The sequence below is a fragment of the Corallococcus sp. AB018 genome, assembly GCF_003986945.1.
GTDB classification, from domain to species: Bacteria; Myxococcota; Myxococcia; order Myxococcales; family Myxococcaceae; genus Corallococcus; species Corallococcus exiguus.
The window spans coordinates 1-18,141 of sequence record NZ_RAWR01000134.1 but is presented as its reverse complement, the minus strand read 5'-3'; the positions used below and the strand labels follow the sequence as shown (position 1 = coordinate 18,141).

The 18,141-nt window shown below is 70.7% G+C and carries 19 protein-coding genes; 2 read left to right on the top strand and 17 right to left on the bottom strand.

Annotated elements, in window-relative coordinates; translation table 11 throughout:
* The 5 genes from D7Y11_RS26110 to D7Y11_RS26090 all read right to left on the bottom strand — a co-directional run bounded on the left by D7Y11_RS26110 (window position 1) and on the right by D7Y11_RS26090 (window position 4,974).
* Window positions 1–1,485, bottom strand: a complete 1,485-nt coding sequence (locus D7Y11_RS26110) for an ELWxxDGT repeat protein (protein ID WP_120578567.1) — start codon at window positions 1,483–1,485, stop codon at window positions 1–3.
* Between the two features lie 286 nt (window positions 1,486–1,771).
* Window positions 1,772–2,386, bottom strand: a complete 615-nt coding sequence (ruvA, locus tag D7Y11_RS26105) for a Holliday junction branch migration protein RuvA (protein WP_120564076.1) — start codon at window positions 2,384–2,386, stop codon at window positions 1,772–1,774.
* Window positions 2,383–2,964 (bottom strand): crossover junction endodeoxyribonuclease RuvC, encoded by a 582-nt coding sequence (gene ruvC / locus D7Y11_RS26100; RefSeq protein ID WP_120578568.1) that lies wholly within the window; start codon window positions 2,962–2,964, stop codon window positions 2,383–2,385. Before ruvC ends, ruvA begins: the two co-directional genes overlap by 4 nt.
* A gap of 36 nt (window positions 2,965–3,000) precedes the next feature.
* Window positions 3,001–3,750, bottom strand: coding sequence for a YebC/PmpR family DNA-binding transcriptional regulator (locus D7Y11_RS26095; protein WP_121753833.1), 750 nt, complete (start codon window positions 3,748–3,750; stop codon window positions 3,001–3,003).
* Window positions 3,751–3,837: 87 nt separating this feature from the next.
* Entirely contained in the window at window positions 3,838–4,974 is a 1,137-nt protein-coding gene (locus D7Y11_RS26090) for a response regulator (protein WP_126935059.1), read from the bottom strand.
* Between the two features lie 107 nt (window positions 4,975–5,081).
* On the opposite strand from D7Y11_RS26090, the gene D7Y11_RS26085 reads away from it, so the two are divergent.
* Window positions 5,082–5,741 carry a hypothetical protein gene (locus tag D7Y11_RS26085; protein WP_120578571.1) on the top strand — a complete coding sequence of 220 codons (660 nt, stop codon included), beginning with the start codon at window positions 5,082–5,084 and terminating at the stop codon, window positions 5,739–5,741.
* On the opposite strand, the gene D7Y11_RS26080 is transcribed toward D7Y11_RS26085, so the two are convergent.
* From D7Y11_RS26080 to D7Y11_RS26065, 4 genes are all read right to left on the bottom strand, one after another.
* Window positions 5,742–5,999 (bottom strand): hypothetical protein, encoded by a 258-nt coding sequence (locus D7Y11_RS26080; RefSeq protein WP_172810043.1) that lies wholly within the window; start codon window positions 5,997–5,999, stop codon window positions 5,742–5,744.
* 6 nt (window positions 6,000–6,005) lie between these two features.
* Window positions 6,006–6,863, bottom strand: coding sequence for an Fpg/Nei family DNA glycosylase (locus D7Y11_RS26075; RefSeq protein WP_121753831.1), 858 nt, complete (start codon window positions 6,861–6,863; stop codon window positions 6,006–6,008).
* Between the two features lie 135 nt (window positions 6,864–6,998).
* Entirely contained in the window at window positions 6,999–8,015 is a 1,017-nt protein-coding gene (gene rtcA / locus D7Y11_RS26070; protein ID WP_121753842.1) for an RNA 3'-terminal phosphate cyclase, read from the bottom strand.
* A gap of 188 nt (window positions 8,016–8,203) precedes the next feature.
* Window positions 8,204–9,439: an RtcB family protein gene (locus D7Y11_RS26065; RefSeq protein ID WP_120578573.1), complete on the bottom strand. Its 1,236-nt coding sequence runs from the start codon at window positions 9,437–9,439 to the stop codon at window positions 8,204–8,206.
* Between the two features lie 146 nt (window positions 9,440–9,585).
* On the opposite strand from D7Y11_RS26065, the gene rtcR reads away from it, so the two are divergent.
* Window positions 9,586–11,217 (top strand): RNA repair transcriptional activator RtcR, encoded by a 1,632-nt coding sequence (rtcR, locus tag D7Y11_RS26060; protein WP_120578574.1) that lies wholly within the window; start codon window positions 9,586–9,588, stop codon window positions 11,215–11,217.
* A 48-nt stretch (window positions 11,218–11,265) separates the two neighbouring features.
* Here rtcR and D7Y11_RS26055 read toward each other — a convergent pair whose 3' ends face one another.
* The 8 genes from D7Y11_RS26055 to D7Y11_RS26020 all read right to left on the bottom strand — a co-directional run bounded on the left by D7Y11_RS26055 (window position 11,266) and on the right by D7Y11_RS26020 (window position 17,795).
* Window positions 11,266–11,913 carry a hypothetical protein gene (locus tag D7Y11_RS26055; RefSeq protein WP_126935058.1) on the bottom strand — a complete coding sequence of 216 codons (648 nt, stop codon included), beginning with the start codon at window positions 11,911–11,913 and terminating at the stop codon, window positions 11,266–11,268.
* A gap of 2 nt (window positions 11,914–11,915) precedes the next feature.
* Window positions 11,916–12,935, bottom strand: coding sequence for a hypothetical protein (locus D7Y11_RS26050; RefSeq protein WP_126935057.1), 1,020 nt, complete (start codon window positions 12,933–12,935; stop codon window positions 11,916–11,918).
* An 11-nt stretch (window positions 12,936–12,946) separates the two neighbouring features.
* Window positions 12,947–13,723, bottom strand: a complete 777-nt coding sequence (locus tag D7Y11_RS26045) for a hypothetical protein (RefSeq protein WP_126935056.1) — start codon at window positions 13,721–13,723, stop codon at window positions 12,947–12,949.
* 79 nt (window positions 13,724–13,802) lie between these two features.
* A complete protein-coding gene (locus tag D7Y11_RS26040; protein ID WP_126935055.1) occupies window positions 13,803–15,140 on the bottom strand; it encodes a M24 family metallopeptidase in 1,338 nt (445 codons plus the stop codon).
* A gap of 289 nt (window positions 15,141–15,429) precedes the next feature.
* Window positions 15,430–15,681 carry a hypothetical protein gene (locus D7Y11_RS26035; RefSeq protein WP_121755777.1) on the bottom strand — a complete coding sequence of 84 codons (252 nt, stop codon included), beginning with the start codon at window positions 15,679–15,681 and terminating at the stop codon, window positions 15,430–15,432.
* A gap of 70 nt (window positions 15,682–15,751) precedes the next feature.
* Window positions 15,752–16,600, bottom strand: a complete 849-nt coding sequence (locus tag D7Y11_RS26030; protein ID WP_121755776.1) for a zf-HC2 domain-containing protein — start codon at window positions 16,598–16,600, stop codon at window positions 15,752–15,754.
* Between the two features lie 149 nt (window positions 16,601–16,749).
* Entirely contained in the window at window positions 16,750–17,217 is a 468-nt protein-coding gene (locus D7Y11_RS26025; protein ID WP_120581683.1) for an anti-sigma factor, read from the bottom strand.
* A complete protein-coding gene (locus D7Y11_RS26020; RefSeq protein ID WP_120564062.1) occupies window positions 17,214–17,795 on the bottom strand; it encodes an RNA polymerase sigma factor in 582 nt (193 codons plus the stop codon). The genes D7Y11_RS26025 and D7Y11_RS26020 overlap by 4 nt, the downstream gene beginning before the upstream one ends.
* Between the last annotated feature and the right edge of the window lie 346 nt (window positions 17,796–18,141).

The window sequence follows — 18,141 nt, the reverse complement described above, 5'->3', positions numbered from 1 at the left end:
TCAGGGCTCCAGGCGGGCGCAGCGGGCCGCGGGGAGGAAGGGCAGCGCCCAGGGTTCCTCCCCCTGCGCCGGGTCCGTGGCGATGAAGAGGACAGAGCCCCCCGCGCGCACGAACCCGTGGGGGTTCGCGTCCATCCCCGCGGGAGCGATGTCGCGCATCGGGTCCACGTGGCCCGGGTCGCCGTTGGAGTACCAGCCCTCGCGGCCCCGGCCGGCCGTCGTCGCGGAGAAGAAGAGCCACCCGTCCAGCACCGCGAAGGCCGTGGGGGTGCTGCTCGCGGGGCCCGGCTCCACGTCCTGCACCAGCACCGTGCCCTGCGCCGTGCCGTTGGAGCTCCACAGCTCGCGGCCGTGCACGCCGTCATCCGCCGCGAAGTACAGCCGCCCGTCCAGCACCGTCAGCCCGGAAGGCAGCGAGCCCTCGGGCCCCGGCCGCACGTCCTTCACCAGGCGGGTGCCCAGGAGCGTGCCGTCGCTCTTCCACAGCTCGCCGCCGTGGAACAGGTCCCCGGGCTCGCCGAAGAAGCCCTCCGCGCCGGCCATGAAGTACACGGCGCTGCCCAGCGGCGTGAGCTCCGACGGGTAGTCCCCCGCGAAGTGCCGGAGCGGGAAGGTGAGGAAGGGCTGGCCCCGCGTCACCCAGAGGTCGGCCTCGCCGAAGCCCACGTCCACGAGGAAGAAGAGGCGGTCCTTCCCCGCGGGCGTCAGCGAGAAGACGACGGACTGCTCCGGACCGCGGAAGAGCGCCCGTGAGGTGCCCGTGCGCCCCTCCACCACCCACAGCGTCACCGCGTCGCCGTAGGCCACCAGCGCCAGCTTCCCGTTCCACTCCGTCAGGTCGTCCAGGTACAGCGAGGCCTGCCCGGGCGCGAACTCCTGCGTGAGCTGCGTGCCCTTCGCCGTGCCGTCCGTGCTCCACAGCTCGCGGCCGCGCACGCCGTCATCCGCGGTGAAGTACAGCCGGCTGCCCACCACCGTCAGCGCGTCCGGCGCGCTGCCCTGCGCCCCGCGCCGGATGTCCGCCACCAGCACCGTGCCCTTCGCGGTGCCGTCCGACAGCCACAGCTCCGGCCCGTGCGCGCCGTCGTCCGCGACGAAGAACAGCCGCCCGCCCATCCGCGTGAGGAAGCGCGGCGTGCTGCCGTACGCACCGGGCCGCACGTCCTTCACCCGGCGCGCCTCCGTGGCGCTCCCGTCCGTCACCCACAGCTCGCGGCCGGACACGCCGTCATTCGCGGCGTAGAAGACCTGCCCGGCCACCTCCACCAGCGTCTCCGGCGCCGAGCCCTCCTCGCCGCGCCGGACATCTCCAACAATCCGCGCGGACGGGCCACACGGCTGCGGGCCTCCATACGCCGCTGACTCCAGCGCCGCGGACACCTCGCCCACCGCCGACACGTCCTCGCCTTCGGCCGCGCCGCACCCCACTCCGATGACGCCGGAGAGCAGCAGCACGACGACCGAAACACCCCGCCACGTCGCCATGACACACGCCTCCTGGGCGCGGCGCGGTCCTTTCGGGACCACCGCATCTGCGCTGGAAATTGATATTTGCAGCGGAATGGGCCAGCTCATGGCCCGGCAGGATTGCTCAGGGGTGTCAAACCGTGAGCGACGTGGATCCCCGGGTGATGACCAGCGAACGGCAGGCGCGTTCGCCGTGTGACGACAACGGCTTCCTACAGGAAAAAGAGTTGCGCGTTTTTTCCGAGGATTTCCCGCTCCAGGAAGCACCGCGTCTCGCCCTGGAGGGCGGAGCGGTGTCCGGAAGTCACGGACTGGAGCGCAGGGCCTTGAGCGCTTCGCGGAAGAGGGCCTGGAAGGAGGCGTCCGGGCCCAGCTGCTCGATGACGACGTCCGCGGCCTTCTCCGCCTGGGGCTGCTTGTAGCCCAGGTTGAGCAGCGCGGAGACGAGGTCCGCCTTGTTGCCGGAGGTGACGGGCGCGCGGGGCGTGGTGCCGCGCGCGATGCCCTCCGAGTGGAGGTTGCGGACCTTCTCCTTGAGCTCCAGGACGAGCCGCTCCGCGGTCTTCTTGCCCACGCCGTGGATCTTCGCGAGCCGGCTCGTCTCACCGCGCGACAGCGCCGCGATGAGCTCGCCCACCTCCATGCCGGACATCACGCCCAGGGCCATGCGCGGACCGACGCGGGACACGGTGTTGAGCAGCTGGAAGAGCTCCTCCTCCGCTGGGGAGAGGAAGCCGAAGAGCTCGAAGGCGTCCTCGCGCACCACGGTGCGGATGCGCAGGTCCACCGGCTGGCCGTCCGCGGGCAGCTTGCCCAGCGACACGGTGGACAGGTTCACGCGGTAGCCCACGCCGTGCACGTCGATGACGGCATCCTCGGGGCCCTTCTCCAACACGTTGCCACGCAGCCGGGCGATCATCGGCGGGTCTCCGGGCGCTGGTAGGCGGACGACAGGCGGTCCGCGAGCACCGACGCGGCCCCCTTGCGCTTGCCGTTGCCGGGAGCGCTGGCGCGGGGCATCCCCACGCGAAACTGGTTCAAGTGGCACAGCGCGACGGCGAGCGCGTCACTGGCATCCGCGCGCTCCAGCGTCGCTTCTTCCACGCCGAGCAGCGTGCGCACCATGCGCGCCACGGCGTCCTTGCCGCCCGCGCCGCTGGCGCCCACGGACTTCTTCACGCTGGCGGGGGCGTACTCGTGCACGGGCAGGCCCGCCTGCGCCGCGGCGAGCAGCGCCACGCCGCGCGCGTGTCCCAGCACCAGGGCGCTCCGGGCGTTGCGGTGCGTGAAGAGGCCTTCCACGGCCACGGCCTCCGGCTGGTAGCGCTGGAGCGCGGCGCTCAAGGCGGCGTGCAGGTCCTTCAGGCGTTCAGCGAGGGGCGCGGACTCCACCACCTTGATGACGCCATGGCCCAGGTGCACGAGCTTGCCCTTCTTCTCCTCCACCACCCCGAAGCCCATGAAGCGGCTGCCAGGGTCCACGCCGAGTACCCGCACCGGCCCGTTCCTTTCCCACGCGCCCCATCAAGGGCTTTACGTGGACAGCGACTCCATCAGGGACTCGTCGATTTCGAAGTTGGCGTGCACGTGCTGCACGTCGTCGTTGTCGTCGAGCGCGTCCATCAGCTTCAACAGGCGCTTCGCGTTGTCGCCTTCCACCTTCACGGTGTTCTGCGGCACGAAGGTCCACTTCTGTTCGCCCAGGGGCAGGCCCGCGGCCTCCAGCTTCGCGCCCACCGTGTGCAGGTCCGCCGGGGCGGTGCGCACCTCGAAGCCGTCCGGCCCCTGGTCCACGACGTCCTCCGCGCCCGCGTCCAGGGCCTGCTCCATCACCTGGTCCTCGGTGGGGCCGGGCTTCACGGTGATGACGCCCTTCTTGTGGAACATCCAGCCCACGGCGCCTTCCGCGCCCATGTTCCCGCCGTAGTTGCTCAGGAGGTTGCGCACGTCGCTGGCGGAGCGGTTCCGGTTGTCCGTGAGGCACTCGATGATGAGCGCGACGCCGCCGGGGCCGTAGCCCTCGTACGTCACCTCTTCGTAGGACTCGCCGGCCAGCTCGCCCGTGCCCTTCTTGATGGCGCGCTCGATGGTGTCGCGCGGGATGTTCGACTCGCGCGCCAGGGCCACGGCTACGCGCAGGCGGGCGTTGCTGGACGGGTCACCGCCGCCCAGGCGCGCGGCGACGGTCATCTCCTTGATGGCCTTGGAGTAGAGCTTGCCCTTGGCCACGCCCAGGACGGCATTCCGGCGTTTGAGTTTCGACCAGCGGTTGTGACCGGACATGGCGGCGGCTTCGGCGTGGGGTGGACGGGCGTTCAGCCCGTGGCGTTCCCGGCCTTGTGCCCCGAGCAGGCCGCCCGAGTCAAACCCTCACGACGCGTCCCGCCCGGGCTCCGGCTCGGAATCGGGAGCCAGGGCGGGCTCGAAGAGGCGGGGCGGTCCGGCGGACTCCCGGGCGCGCTCGCGCTCCTCCACCAGGATGGCGGGCACCAGCACACCCAGCATGAACAGGCGGGTCGCCGCCTCGTAGGCCAGGGCCTCCGGGAAGCGGCACTCCAGGAGCATGGCGCGCACGGTGCGCCGCCCGTCGAAGAGCCGCACCACCTGCTCCACGTCTTCCGGCAGCGAGGGCAGCTCCTGCGCGAGCCGGGCGAAGTCCACCGTGAGCCGCGCCGCCAGGGGCAGGCCCTTGACGCGCAGCTGTTCGAAGCGCTCCAGGGCTGGCTCCACCTGCTCGCACAGGAACTGGCGGTCCATGGAGAAGCTGCCCCGCTGCAGCTCCGGGCCGAACGTCACCGTGTACGCGCCCGAGCCGAAGCACAGCAGGCGCCGGAACGCGAGGATGCCGCGCTCGCCGTGGAAGGCCGCGTCCACCGCCAGGCCATGGCGGAAGAAGAGAGCGCCGGAGTCCTCCGACAGCACCACGCGCCCCGAGCGCACGCCGGACAGCAGCGCGCGCAGCAGCGCCCCGAGCGGCAGGGTCGAGGTGTGCGCGTCGTAGACGTCCTCCTCGCCGCGCCGCCCCGCCTTGAGCCGCGCGAGCACCGCCACGTCGCACGCGTCCACCGGCTCCACCAGGTACTCGTCCGCGCCCACGCCCGCGGCGAGGTCGCGGTGGAACTCCTCCGCGCACTTCGCCACCAGCAGCACCGGCAGGTGCGCGCACTTCGGGTCCGCGCGGAGCACGCCGCAGAGGCTGAAGCCGTCGCCGTCCGGCAGGTCCGCGTCGATGATGACCAGCCGGGGCAGCTCGGCCTTCGGGGCCATGGGCACCGCGTCCGGCAGCGTCCCTCCCGCCTCCACGCCCAGCCGCTCCAGCGCCGCGCGTGCGCCGTCCACATGCACGGAGTCGAAGCCTTCGCGGACGAGCGCCTCCGCCACCGTGGGCCGCGGAGTGTCACCCACAAGCAGTACCCAGCCCCCGGCCCCACCCTGCAGGTCGAGTGCGTCGGGACCTCCGGGCATGGAGGCATCAGGAGGCGGTGCGGCGTGCAGGTAGGCAACCATGGATTCCCTATTCTTCCAGGGATCCCTTGCGAATGTACAACCTGCCCCCAAGTCCCTGGATTCGTTGGGTTTTGGCCAGGCTGCATCCCAAGCTAGGGTGCGCGCCCATGACGCGCCTCGGACTCCTGCTCGCCCTCCTCGCCGTGCCCGGACTGGCCTCCGCCCAGGATGCCGAAGTGTCCTTCTCACAGGAGGACCCGCTGGGCTCCGTGGTGGCGCCGGTGATGCTGCCCGCGGGGGCGACGGCGCTCTATGGCTACACGGGCGCGCCGGAGGTGGGCCTGGGGTTCCGGCAGGGCCTGGGCGCGTTGGAGGTGGAGGCGCGGGCGCGCTTCGACTGGTTCAAGCTGGGCGCGTCGCTGGAGCTCGTGGGCCGCAAGGAGGTGGTGCGGAGCGGGGCGTTCCGGCTGGCGCCGACGCTGGGCGTGGGCCTGGTGCTCAACTCCGGCTCCACGTACATGGACGACGACAACTTCTCCGGCGTGCTGGTGCGCATCCTGCCGGGGATGGTGGCGGGCTACCGGGTGGCGGACACCGTGGTGGTGCTGGGCCTGGTGGACCTGCCCATCGACCTGGGGCTCACGGGTGACAAGCAGCGGCGCTTCCAGGCGCTGGGAGGCTTTGGCGTGGAGGTCTACCTGGGCGGCAACCTGTCGCTGCTCGCGGCGGGACAGGTGGGCGTGGAGACGTTCCAGGAGCGCGCGGGCGCGGGCCACACGCGGCTGGGGCTCACGGGGCGCGTGGGCCTGGGGACGCGGCTGTTCTGACTAGAAGTCCGGCGGAGGGCTCTGGCGCGGCGTGCCCATCAGTTCGAGCGCGCGCAGCGCGACGCGGATGAGCGTCTGGGCGCACGGCTCACAGCCTCCGCCGCAGCAGTGGGGCCAGCGTCCTTCGGGGTTGCGCAGGAGCGGCCGCACGCTGGACTGGTAGTAGCTGGGGAACTGGAGTTCCTCGCTCGCTCGCGCGAGCGCGTCATCGAGGGACAGGGGCGAGGGGACGGGAACGTCGGACACGCTCGCGTTCATACCAGCTCAGAGCAGTGACGTCTGCGCCGGGGCCTCTGTCGCGGCGCCGTCCGCGGGCTGGCAGTGCGAACACCAATGCGTGTTGCGTCCGCCGATGCGCAGGTGAGACACGGGCGTGGCGCAGCGGGGACAAGGCGCTCCCGTCTTGCCGAAGATGTTGCGCCGGTGCTTCGCCTGCCCCTGCACACCGAACAGGTCGCGCTGCGTGCCGCGCAGCCGCAGGCCCTCTTCCAGCACGTCGCGGATGCCCTGGTGCAGCCGGACGACTTCCGTCGGGGACAGCGACGATGCGAGCCGCCGGGGTTCGATGCCCGCGACCCACATGCTCTCGTCCGCGTCGCGGTTGCCCAGCCCCGCGAGCACGCGCTGATTCAAGAGCACCGTCTTGAGCGGGCTGCGCCTGCGGCGAAGCTGCTTCGCCAGGACCTCCGGAGTGAAGGCCTCGTCGAGCGCCTCCGGTCCCAGCTCCTCCAGTTTGAGCTGCGAGGCCAGCAGCGCTGTCGGCCCCAGCGCCACGCGCGCGTAGCCCAGCGTGTCGGTGAGCTGGAGTTCCTCGTCGCCCTCCAGCGTGAGGACCACGAGCGTCGCGGGAGGCCGTTCGCTTCCCACGGGCCGCAGCTGCAGTTCGCCCCAGAGCATGAAGTGCAGCGCGAGCGTCTGCCCGTCGTCCAACGTGAGCAGCATGAACTTCGCGCGCCGCTCGGCCGCGAGCACCTTGCGGCCACTGAGGTTCTGGATGAAGTCCGGCGGCGAGGCGAAGCGCACCGCCGCGGGCATCAGCACCTCCGCGCCCACGAAGCGCCGGCCCACGACGGCCTGCTTCAGGTCTCGGATGATGATTTCGACTTCAGGGACTTCCGCCACGCGCAGCCTCCCCACGGGTCACAACGTAGGAAGGCTGCGAGGTAACGCCATGGGTTGAGCCCTGCTGAGCGCGTGCCTCGTCCGACCGCCGGGCGTCCGGCCGGACAAGGGGGCACCGCCCTGCCCTACCCCACGTCAGGCGCGCACCGTCACCTCGTGCACGTCGCGCTCCAGTTCCCGCGCGTCCACCTCCACGTCGAGGAAGTGCGCCATCGTCTCGCGCTGCGTGAGCGAATGGCTGTCCAGCGCCACCGTGCGGAAGTTGCCACCCTTCGCCAGGGCACACAGCAGCAGGAGCTGATCACACAGGTGCTCGCCCACGGGCACGCCTGCGTCCAGGTAGCGCTTCACCTTCGCGGCGACCTCCTCGGCCACGACTTCCGCGCGCTTGCCGCGTTCACCGAAGCCGGTGAAGACCTCCGTCACGTGCTCGCTCTCCACTTCGACGCGCAGCACGTTGCCCGGACCGAAGGCGCGCTTGAGTTCCTCCGGCCGCTGCTGATCCGGACGCAGCTTCAGCGCGGCGGCCACGGTGTCCAGCTCGCGCTTCGCCACGTCGAAGGGGATGGCCGCCACCTGGGCCACGGCCTCCGTGCGCAGCACCCGGCCGCGCTCCAGCAACTGGAGCGGCTGGAGCTTCGCGGGATGGATGTCCACGCGGAACCGGCCCCCGCCCGCCGGATAGTAGCCGGGCCGCTCCAGCGTCACGTCCACGCGCGGGCCCATGCGGCGCAGGAGCGGCAGGTACGCCTTCTCCAGGAACTCGAACGGCGGCGCCGCCGGGTTGTGCGTCCCGCCCTCCAGCATCAGCGTGGAGGCCCCTTCCGCGTGCAGCAGCGCGGGCAGCACCGTCTGGAGCACCAGCGTCGCGCTGCCCGCCGTGCCCACCGCGAAGTGGTAGTTGCCCGCCGACAGCGCGCGCGGACGGAAGGACAGCTGCTTGGAGCCCAACTCCGCGCCCGTCACCTCCGCGGCGCCCACGGCCTCCGCGGCCTTGAGCGCGGTGAGGTGCTGGCGCAGCAGGCCCGGCTTGGCGCGGCCCGCGCGCACGTTGACCATCTCGAACGGAGTGCCCGTCACCAGCGACAGCGCCAGCGCGGTGCGCAGCACCTGGCCGCCCCCTTCCCCCTGTGAACCATCGATGCGAACCATGTGCGTGGTGCTCCTTTGCGCGCTCGCGGACGTGCGCAGCATCCCATCCCTGATTTCAAAAAATAGCGGCGCCCGCTCCCCCACCCTTAACGGCCGCTTTCGCGGACCTCTTGGGGGGAACGGGCGCCTCGGCGTCTTCATCCCGGCATGTGCACCTCCGCAGGACGGCGGGTGGGGTTACCCTTCGGCTATCCCTTCACGCACACCACCTGCTTCAGCGTGTGGACGACCTCCACCAGGTCCGCCTGCGCGGCCATCACGGCGTCGATGGACTTGTACGCGGCCGGCGTCTCGTCAATCACGTCCACGTCCTTGCGGCACTCCACGCCCGCGGTCGCCTTCGCGTGGTCATCCAGCGTGAAGCGCTTCTTCGCCGCTTCGCGCGACATCGCCCGGCCCGCGCCGTGGCTGCACGAGTGGAAGGCATCCGCGTTTCCCTTCCCGCGGACGATGTAGGAACGGGCCCCCATGCTGCCGGGGATGATTCCCATGTCGCCTTCGCGCGCCCGCACCGCGCCCTTGCGGGTCACGAAGCAGTTCTTTCCGAAGTGGTGCTCGCGCGAGATGTAGTTGTGGTGGCAGTTCACCGCGGACTCGGACAGCTCGAACGGAGGCAGCTCACCGCTCGCCTTCAGGGCCTCCACCGCCGAGTGCAGCATGAGCTCGCGGTTCATCGCCGCGAAGTCCTGCGCCCAGCTCACCGCGAACACGTAGTCGTCGAAGTGCTCCGTCCCCTCCGGCAGGTACGCCAGGTCCGCGTCCGGCAGGCGGATGAAGAAGCGCTCCATGTCCTGCTTCGCCAGCTCGATGAAGTGGCTTCCGATGCGGTTACCCACGCCGCGCGACCCCGAGTGCAGCATCAGCCACACGCCGTCCGACTCATCGACGCACAGCTCGATGAAGTGGTTACCCGTTCCCAGCGTTCCCAGGTGCGCCAGCTCCGGCCCACGGCCGATGCGAGGATGCTTCGCGACGATACGGGCGTACCCTTCCGCCAGGCGGGCCCAGGCACCGGTATGCGTCGCGGGCGAGTCCTTCCACGCGCCACGGTCATTCCGGCCGCCGTTGTCCGTACGGCCGTGCGGAACCGCCGCCTCGATGGCCGAGCGCACCCCGCGCAGCGAGTCCGGCAGCTGATCCGCGCGCAGCGTCGTGCGCACGGCGATCATCCCGCATCCGATGTCCACGCCCACCGCCGCCGGCACCACCGCGCCCACCGTGGGCACCACGCTCCCGACCGTCGCGCCGTAACCGCGGTGCACGTCCGGCATCGCGGCGATCCACTTGTGGATGAAGGGCAGGCCGCGGAGGTTGCGAAGCTGCTTCTTCGCCTCGTCCTCGAACGGCACCCCCACCGTCCACGTCTTGATGGGGCGACCCGCTTCGTCCGACATCACTTCGTAGTTCGCGTTCGTCCGGTCCATGGCGCTGCACCTTTCGGTCGTTCGACCGGGCGCTGGGTCCCGGTCACGTGGGGGAGCTAGAGCAGCCGGCGTGCCAACGCCGTTCCCGAGGGGAGTACCCGGGGCAGACTGGAAATCCATATCCCATGGGATAAATACGTATCCTGATGGCTCAAAAAGCGAAGGCGCGGCGGACGGTCGTCATCGGGATGCTGGGGACGACGCTGGACACGGGGATGGGGGCGAACCGCTGGACGCGGTGGAGGCCCACGGTGTCGCTGTGCCAGCAGGAGGACCTGCTGGTGCACCGGCTGGAGCTGCTGCACCCGCCCCACGGGACGTCACTGGCGGCGGTCATCCGGGACGACATCTCGCAGGTGTCCCCGGAGACGCAGGTGCGGCTCACGTCCCTGCCCATCCGGGATCCGTGGAACCTGGAGGAGACCTACGGCGCGCTGCTGGACCACGTGCGCGCGCACGCCTTCCATCCGGAGGAAGAGGACTACCTGGTGCACATCACCACGGGCACGCACATCGCGCAGATCTGCATGTTCCTCCTGGTGGAGAGCCGGCTGATTCCGGGCCGGCTGGTGCAGACGTCTCCGGGCAAGGGGAAGGACCACGGGGCGGTGGGCACGCACGCCATCATCGACCTGGACCTGTCGAACTACGACACGCTGGCGGCGCGCTTCCGGCAACAGCAGCGTGAGGGCCTGTCGTTCCTCAAGTCCGGCATCGACACGCACAACGCCGCGTTCAACCGGATCATCGAGCGGATTGAACAGGTGGCGGTTCAATCCCGAGCGCCGCTGCTGCTGACGGGCCCCACGGGCGCGGGCAAGTCGCGGCTCGCGAAGCGCATCTACGCGCTGAAGAAGGCGCGCAACCAGGTGACGGGCCCGTTCGTGGACCTGAACTGCGCCACGCTGCGCGGCGACGGCGCCATGTCCACGCTCTTCGGTCACGTGAAGGGCGCGTTCACGGGCGCGGTGGGAGACCGGCCCGGACTGATGCGGCAGGCGAATAGCGGCGTGCTGTTCCTGGACGAGATTGGAGAGCTGGGCGCGGACGAGCAGGCCATGTTGCTGCGCGCGCTGGAGGACAAGCGGTTCCTGCCGGTGGGCGCGGACAAGGAGGCGGAGAGCGACTTCCAGCTCATCGCGGGAACGAACCGCGACCTCCAACTGGACGTGGAGCGGGGGCGGTTCCGCGAGGACCTGCTCGCGCGCATCAACCTGTGGACCTTCCGGCTGCCCGCGCTGCGCGAACGTCCGGAGGACATCGCGCCCAACCTGCAATACGAACTGGATCAGGCGTCGCAGGCGTTGGGGACGCGGGTGACGATGAGCAAGGAGGCGCAGGAGTATTTCCTGCGCTTCGCCACGTCCCCCGAGGCCCGGTGGAGCGGCAACTTCCGCGACCTCAACGCGGCGGTGCTGCGCATGTCCACGCTGGCGGATGGCGGGCGCATGACCCGCGAGGTGGTGGACGAGGAGTTGGACCGACTGCGGACGCAGTGGCGCCCCGCGGGCGCGGCGGCGACGTCAGCGGGCGAGGACGTGCTGGTGGAGGTGATGGGCGCGGTGCGGGCCTCGGAGCTGGACCGGTTCGACCGGGTGCAGTTCGCGGATGTGGTGACGGTGTGCCGCTCCGCGCGCTCGTTGTCAGACGCGGGCCGGACGTTGTTCGCTCAATCGCGTGCGCAGAAGAAGAGCGTCAACGACGCGGACCGGCTCCGGAAGTACCTGGCGCGCTTCGGTCTGACCTGGGCGGATGTGAGCGGTCGCGACGCGGAGTGACTCAGCCCCCGTGGGCCCGGCTGGGTGGGCCCACGGGAGAGGCTGGCGTCAGCGGAAGGCATCCGCCATGGCCCGGCATTGCGGCGTGGACAGGGCCTCATCGGGAACCCGGACCGTCCCTTCATCGGGAGAGGACGGGACGGGCGCGGGCGGTGCCGCGGGCGCGTTCACGCTGCTCAGCCACGCGGGCGGCACCGTGCATTCGACGGTGAGGGGGCCTTGGAACGTCGCGCGCACGCTGCCGTCCTTCCCGCGCACCTCGCCCTTCGCCTGCTTCCCGGTGACGGTCAGGTCCAGGGTGCCCTCGTCCATCATCATCGCGGGCCCGTTGGGCTGCTGGTAGTCCACCACCACGAGGCCCGGGCCAATCGCCGTCTGCGGGATGATCCGCGCGGTGGCGTGCTTCGACTTCAAGAACTTCTCGTCCACCGCCATGCGGAAGCGCCAGGTGCCCCCGTCTTCTGCCTGCGCATTCAGCGCGACCAGCATCAGGGTGACAGGCGGCTCCCCCAGGAAGTCGGCGATGAACCGCACGGACGGGGCCGAGTAGGTGCTCGGGTCCATGCGCACCGTGGCCGCGCCGCGTGGCTGGGGAAGCTCCGCCGCCGTGAGGGCATCACGCGACGTCACCCGCTCCTCCCTCGGCTTCGCGCACGCGCCCAGCAGCAGCCCCACCCACAAGGCCCCGTGCCGCATGCTCAGCACCCCACCCGCAGGACCATGGCGCTGACGGTGGTGTTGTCGTTCTCCTTCAGCTCATCCACCGCGCCCGCCGGATCCATGTCCAGGTAGACGTAGTACGTGGTGAACGGCAGCGTCGACGGCACCGTGAAGCCCAGCGAGTAGATGCCCTCCGAGAACGCTCCCAGCGAGTGGTTGAACGTGCCCACCACGTTGGTGGACTCGTAGTAACCGTTCGGCGGCGCGGTCGTGCTCAGGCGCACGCGCATCGAGTAGGACGACACGGCCGCGTTGCCCATGTTGCCCACGTAGAACTTCACGCTCTGCGCCGTGCCCCGGCACACCGTCTTCGTGCCGGCCGGGTCCAGCGTCTGCGCCACGTCCCCCACCACGCCCATGGAGGACGGCAGCAGGTTCGGCTTCGTCACCGAATAGCCGTACAGCGTGTTCATGCCCTGCGCGTTCGTGGGCCACAGCGTGGAGGACTCGTAGCCGCCCGTCACCAGGTGCGGCGGCGAGGTGCGCAGGATGCTGTGCCCGCCCTCGTGCTTGAAGCCGAAGAAGTGCCCCGCCTCGTGCACGAACGTGCTCCGGCCCGACGTGCCAAACGAATTGCCGGTGCGCGGCGTGAAGTCCAGGTCGCTGGCGATGCAGACGTCCGCCTCGTCGATGCCATTGGCCCCGATGAAGCACAGCCCCACGACGGAGTACGTCACGCCGTTGTTCCCGTCGATGGACGCCCGGTCACACAGGCCGATCTCGTTCTGCCCGTCGCTGTGGTCCAGCGAGCAGTCCGTCGCCGCGTTCACGTTGAAGCCACTGACGATGTGGGACAGGTCGTCCCACTGCCGCAAGCCATTCCAGTACGCCGTGTTGACGTTGCCGGAGTCCGGGATGCTGCACCGGTTCCGGTACACGGCCGGCCCGCTGTACCACTTCACCGGCATCCCGTTGCACGTGTCCCAGGCGGCGGCGCCCGCCTCCATGCCACCCAGCACCAGCGCCGCGACGACGCCCACGAATGTCGTTGTCTTCATGGCGGACCTCATCACGGCTGGCCGGGCGGGAGGTCCCGCTCGGGCTGGAGGGGAACGGCACCCGGCACCACGGACGGCGCCACTGCGGGCGTCACCGGCACGGACATCGACGACGCGGTGGTGACGGTCTCGTCTCGGAACGCTCCCGTCACGGTGAGCCCACGCGCGCGCAGGTGATTCTGGAGCAGCGAGAGGAACGCCTCGCGATCCATTCCCTCTGGAGCGCCCCGCGCCTGTGCCTCCGCGCGCAGCGCCGGACGGACCCCCATCAGGTCCACCGTCTCGAACACCGGCGCCGTCTGCCGCACCCCCGCCGAACCCAGACCCGCCACGAGCCCGCCTTCGGACCCCACCAGCACCTCGCGGCCCGCCACCGACTCCACGCGGAAGGCGTGCTCGTCCAGCACCGGCGACAGGCTCCAGCCGGTGTTGCGAAGGAAGACCACGTAGCGCGCGCCCCGGACGAAGCGGGGCACATGGCTCACCACGAGCTGGCGTCCATCCGGCAGCACCCCTCCGGCCTGCTTGAGGCGCAGCTCCCGTGGAGCCGCGCCCAGGTGCGCCCGCACATTCCCCAGCGTCACCACCGTCCACGGGCCCGTGCGCGGCGAATACTCACCGCGCACGTCCGTGACTTCACCCTCCACCACGGAGGCTGTCTGATCAAACAGGCTGAGCAGACTGTCCACCGCGCGCGGCGGCCGGAGTGATGCTTCCGCGGCCAGGGGACTCTCCTGCCGCGCGGGAGAGTCGTCCCCACTGGCTGCGCTGCACCCCGTGAGTCCCATGAGGAGCAGTGCGCACGCCCCCCTTCCGAACGTCGTCCATGGTCTGCCCACGCGCATCACGTCCGCTCCCTTCGTGTCGTCAGTGGATGAGATAGAAGGCGTCCTGGCGCGGCACGAAGAACCGCCAGCCTTCGTCCGTCAGGTACGCCGGATCTTCCTGCATCACCGCCACCTGCTGCCCACCCCACTCTGGCACGGGCGTGACGGTGTTGAGCTCGACCGCGAGGTACGAGCCCTTGCGCAACAGTCTGGGTGCCTCGGAGCGCGATGCCGCGCGGAAGTCGATGGACGCGCCCAGCGCGTGCCCCTGCGCGCCCAGCGGATGGCTGTAGACCTTGGCCTCGATGCCCCGCTCCTTCATCTCCGCCATCGTCGCGTCGTAGACATCCGCCGACGAGCGCCCCGGCCGCGACGCGCGCAGCATCAGCGCGTCCTGCAGCGTCCGCGTGTTCTCCAGCGCGCGCTTCAACCCCTCCGGCGCGTCCGTCTCCCCGTCCTTCAGCACGTACGCCATCTTCTGCCAGTCCGTGCTCAGCCCCAGCGCCGAGACGCCAAAGTCCACGTGCAGCAGGTCGCCGCGCTGGATGACCACCGCCTCGTCCGCCACCGCCAGGAAGCCCCGGGAGAAGCCGTCCTTCATGCCCTGCCGCTGCACGCGCAGGTCCGGCTGGAACCATGTGCCCACGCGCGCGTCGAACAGCGCGTCGTAGAGCCAACGGCGCACGTCCCCCACCGTCGTCTTGCCGGGCACCACCACCTCGTTGGAGAGCGCCCGCTTCACCAGCGACTCCGTCAGCACCACCAGGTCGCGGTAGGGCGTGAACTCGCCGGGCAGCCGCGTGTCCAGGTACTCCTCGATGAGCGGCGCCGCGCTCACGAAGCGCGCTTCCGCGGATGGGCCCAGCGCCTCCACCAGCCACTTGTAGGTGTCATGCGTCAGGCTGCGCGTCACGCCCCGCCGCCCGTCCATGGCCAGCGCGATGGTGCGCGGGTGGTAGCGCGCGTCCAGGTCCGCGAGCGCCTCCGTCTGCTTGCGCTCCACCGGGGGCGCCTCGAAGAAGCGCGACACCGCCTCCGTGGCGTAGCCCGTCAACGCGACCTTCTGGAGCCCCGCGTCGCCCGCGTCCACGAAGACGAACACGTCGCGGTTGCCCGCGTACGGCAGCGGCGGCGCGACCCAGGCCGTCAGCGGATCATCGTGGAACTCCTCGTTGACCACGACCCACATGGCCACGCCGTGCCGGCGCATCATGTCCAACAGCAGCCCGTGCCGCTCCTTCAGCCAGGACTCGCGCAGGGCCCGCTCCTGGGACGGCGGCGGCACGGGTGACGGGGTGGGAGCGCTCGCGGGGACGGTGGCACACGCCACCAGACAGCCCAGGCTCAGGGCGGGTAGGACTGCGCGCCAACGGTTCATGTCGGGAACTCCGGGTCGGGAAGGAGGCGGAGCAGCCTAGCGCGCCCCAGAAAAACCGAAGCCCCCCGCTCCCGGAACCCTTGGGGTCCGGGAACGGAGGGCCTGGGGCGCATTCCCACCTGCTCACCCGCTCGGATGTCCTCGCTCCCACACGCTTCCGGATCCCGTCCCCCCCGGTTCGGGACACCTGGAACCCGCCAGGCCTCACGGCCAGCGAATCCACTGGAAGCGGCGGCCCTCCCCCGAAGGCCGCGTGGAGCGCGGACATCCAACCGCGCGCGCCGTTACCTCAGTAGCTGGCGACCCAATCCAGGTCGCTTTCCTCAAAATCGAAGAGCGATTCCTCGCCTTCGTGCCGGGAGTCCTCTTCCCCATCCCCCTCCTGCTCCTCGACCCGGTACCCCCTCGGCTCCCGGGCCTCGTCCTCCGGCCGCACGCCCGCGCCCCCGTTGGAACCGGGCGCCCACAGCTCGCCGTCCCCCTGGCTCCACGCATCGATGCGGTACATCGCGTCCCCCCGGTGCGGTGTCTTGCCGTCCACCCCGCCGCCGCCGCCACGCCGCGCCTCGATAATTAGACGCCGACCGCCAGAATCCTTGGGTCGCCCCTAATCATTTCAAGAAGGCGCCCCCCTGCCGGAGCGCCAGGGCCCGGATTCCGGCCTCTTCGCTCCACCCCGGTTCCCCCCGACGGGCCACGGCCTCGAAGGCCTCCGCCGCCTGGAGCGGAAGTCCCATGGCGCGAAGCACCAGCGCCCGGTTCCACAGGGCCTGGGGATGGTCCGGTGCTTGACGCAACACGCCTTCGAGCAGCCCCAGGGCGCCCCGCGAATCCCCCGCCGCCATCGCCACCACGGCCCGGTCGCTGTCCCGGTCCAGCGAGGGGGCGCTGCGAGACAGGAAGTCCGACGCCTGACGCAATTCGCCACGCACCAGGTAGGCCGCCGCGATGCCGTGCAGGTCCCCCCGCTCCTCCAGTGCCGCCAGGGTCCGCAGGGGCACCGGCGGTTCGGTCGCGAGCGCCACTCCGCCCCCCGCCCCTGTCCGGACGGGAACGTAGGGGAGGTAGCGGTCCGCGGCCGGGTACGCGATGCGCGCCTCCAGCTCCCTCGCGGACGCATCCGCCCGCCACGCGTCCTTCGGCCGGAAGCCGTCCCCCGTCATGACCGCGGTAAGCGCACCCAGTCCCATGGCCAGCACCGCCCCCATCGCATGCCGCCATCTGCCGCGCGGCAACGCGAAGCGGAACGGACCTCGGAGGGGAGCAGGTGGTGGTGGCGCGTCGTTGTGGGCCACCGCGCCACACAGGGCCTGGACGCTGAGCATCTCCAACTGCATCGCATCATGCAGCCCGCTGGCGCACGCGCGGCAGAGGGCCAGATGGAGCCGGAAGTGCTCCTCGTCCCCCGATTCCAGCTCCCCATCCAGGAACCGGTAGAGCTTCTTGCACCAGAGATCCATCACGCGTCAGGGCCTGGAGTCGCGAGGCCGCCTCCCGTCCCTTGCGAAACGCGAGCGGAAGCAATCCTTGGTGGATTCCGCTAACAGCGTTCGCCGCTGGCTCCCCCGCCTGCCCCCCAGGGAGGAGCAGGCGGCGAGTGCCCGCGTCTTCAGCGGCGCGTGCGGGGGCGCAGCAGCGTCGCACCGGAGCGGCTGGTGCGCGGGCACGGGAGGCGCGGCGCGCTGACGGCCTCCACCGCCTCCGTCGTCGCGAACCAGGGGCAGCAGTTGGCGCACCCCGGGCAGCGGCGGCGGAAGCGGCGGGCGCCCTGGTGCCAGGCCCGGCCTTCGCGCTCCGGGGGCGGGGGCGTGGCGAGCACGTCCCCGGGCCAGTTCTCCGGCACGTCGTCCCAGTCGGCCCCGGGCACCGTCTCGCGGGCCTGGCGGGCGGACACCCAGCGCTCGCTCTCCGCGGGGTCCTCCAGCGCGAGCCTCGCGAGCATCTCCAGTTGCAGCAGGTCGTGGAAGCGGCGGGCGCAGACGTCGCAGGTGGCCAGGTGGCCTCGGACGCGGCGCTGGTCCTCGGCGGACAGGCTCCCGTCCAGGAAGGGCTGGAGGTCCTCACACGCGGTGCTCATCGTTCCCTCTCCTGGCGGCGGCGTTCCGCGGTGTCGTGGAGCATGGCCTTGAGGCGGCGGCGGGCGTGGAAGAGCCACGTGCCCACCGTTCCCGCGCTGGGGGTGTTCATCCGCCGGGCGATCTCCGCATGGCGCAGGCCCCGCGCATGCAGTTCGAACGCCTGGCGCAGCTTCTCGTTGAGCCGCGCCACGGCCTGGCGCAGCTCGTCCTCCGTGACGCACTCCCACTGCTCGGGCTCCGGCGCGTCCTCCGGGTCCTCGAAGAGCATGTGGACGTTGTGCAGGTCCACCCGGCGGTCCGTCTCCGCGCCCTGGCGGCGGCACTGGTCCAGGAACCGGTTGTGCAGCACGCGCACCAGCCACGCGCGGCGCGCGGGCTCCGGCCAACGCTTGAGCCGCTCCCACTGCAGGAGCGCGCGCAAGAGCACGTCCTGCACCAGGTCGTCGCAATCACTGGCACTCTTGCCGCAGACATTGCGCGCGATGGCGACCAGCACCGGCTGATGGCGGATCGCGAACGCGGCGAATTCCCCTCCAGAGCCCTCCCGGACTGGCGGCTCCTCCCTCCCTGGCACCATGCGACCGCCTCCCTTCCCTCCAGAGAACGCCGAGGGCCGGATTCTTTTTTTCTCACGGATGCGACAAACGCTGTCGCGCTTCTTCCCGAGTCACGGCGGCCAGTACGGCTGAAACACTTCAAGCAGACGCCAATTCCTTGCATGGAATAGACAGACATCCAGGCACTCCCCGGTTCAATGTCTCTCCATGGGTGTGACTTGCCTCCGGGTGGCGCGTGCCGGACCCGGCGTGAAAAACGGGGTGAAATAGGGGCGTCCAGCATGCCCCAGCGGCTTTCTGGGGGCTGGAGCGTTTTCGTGGACGCGGATCCGCGGTGGGCGCGGGGGGCGGTGGCATCTCCTGGTG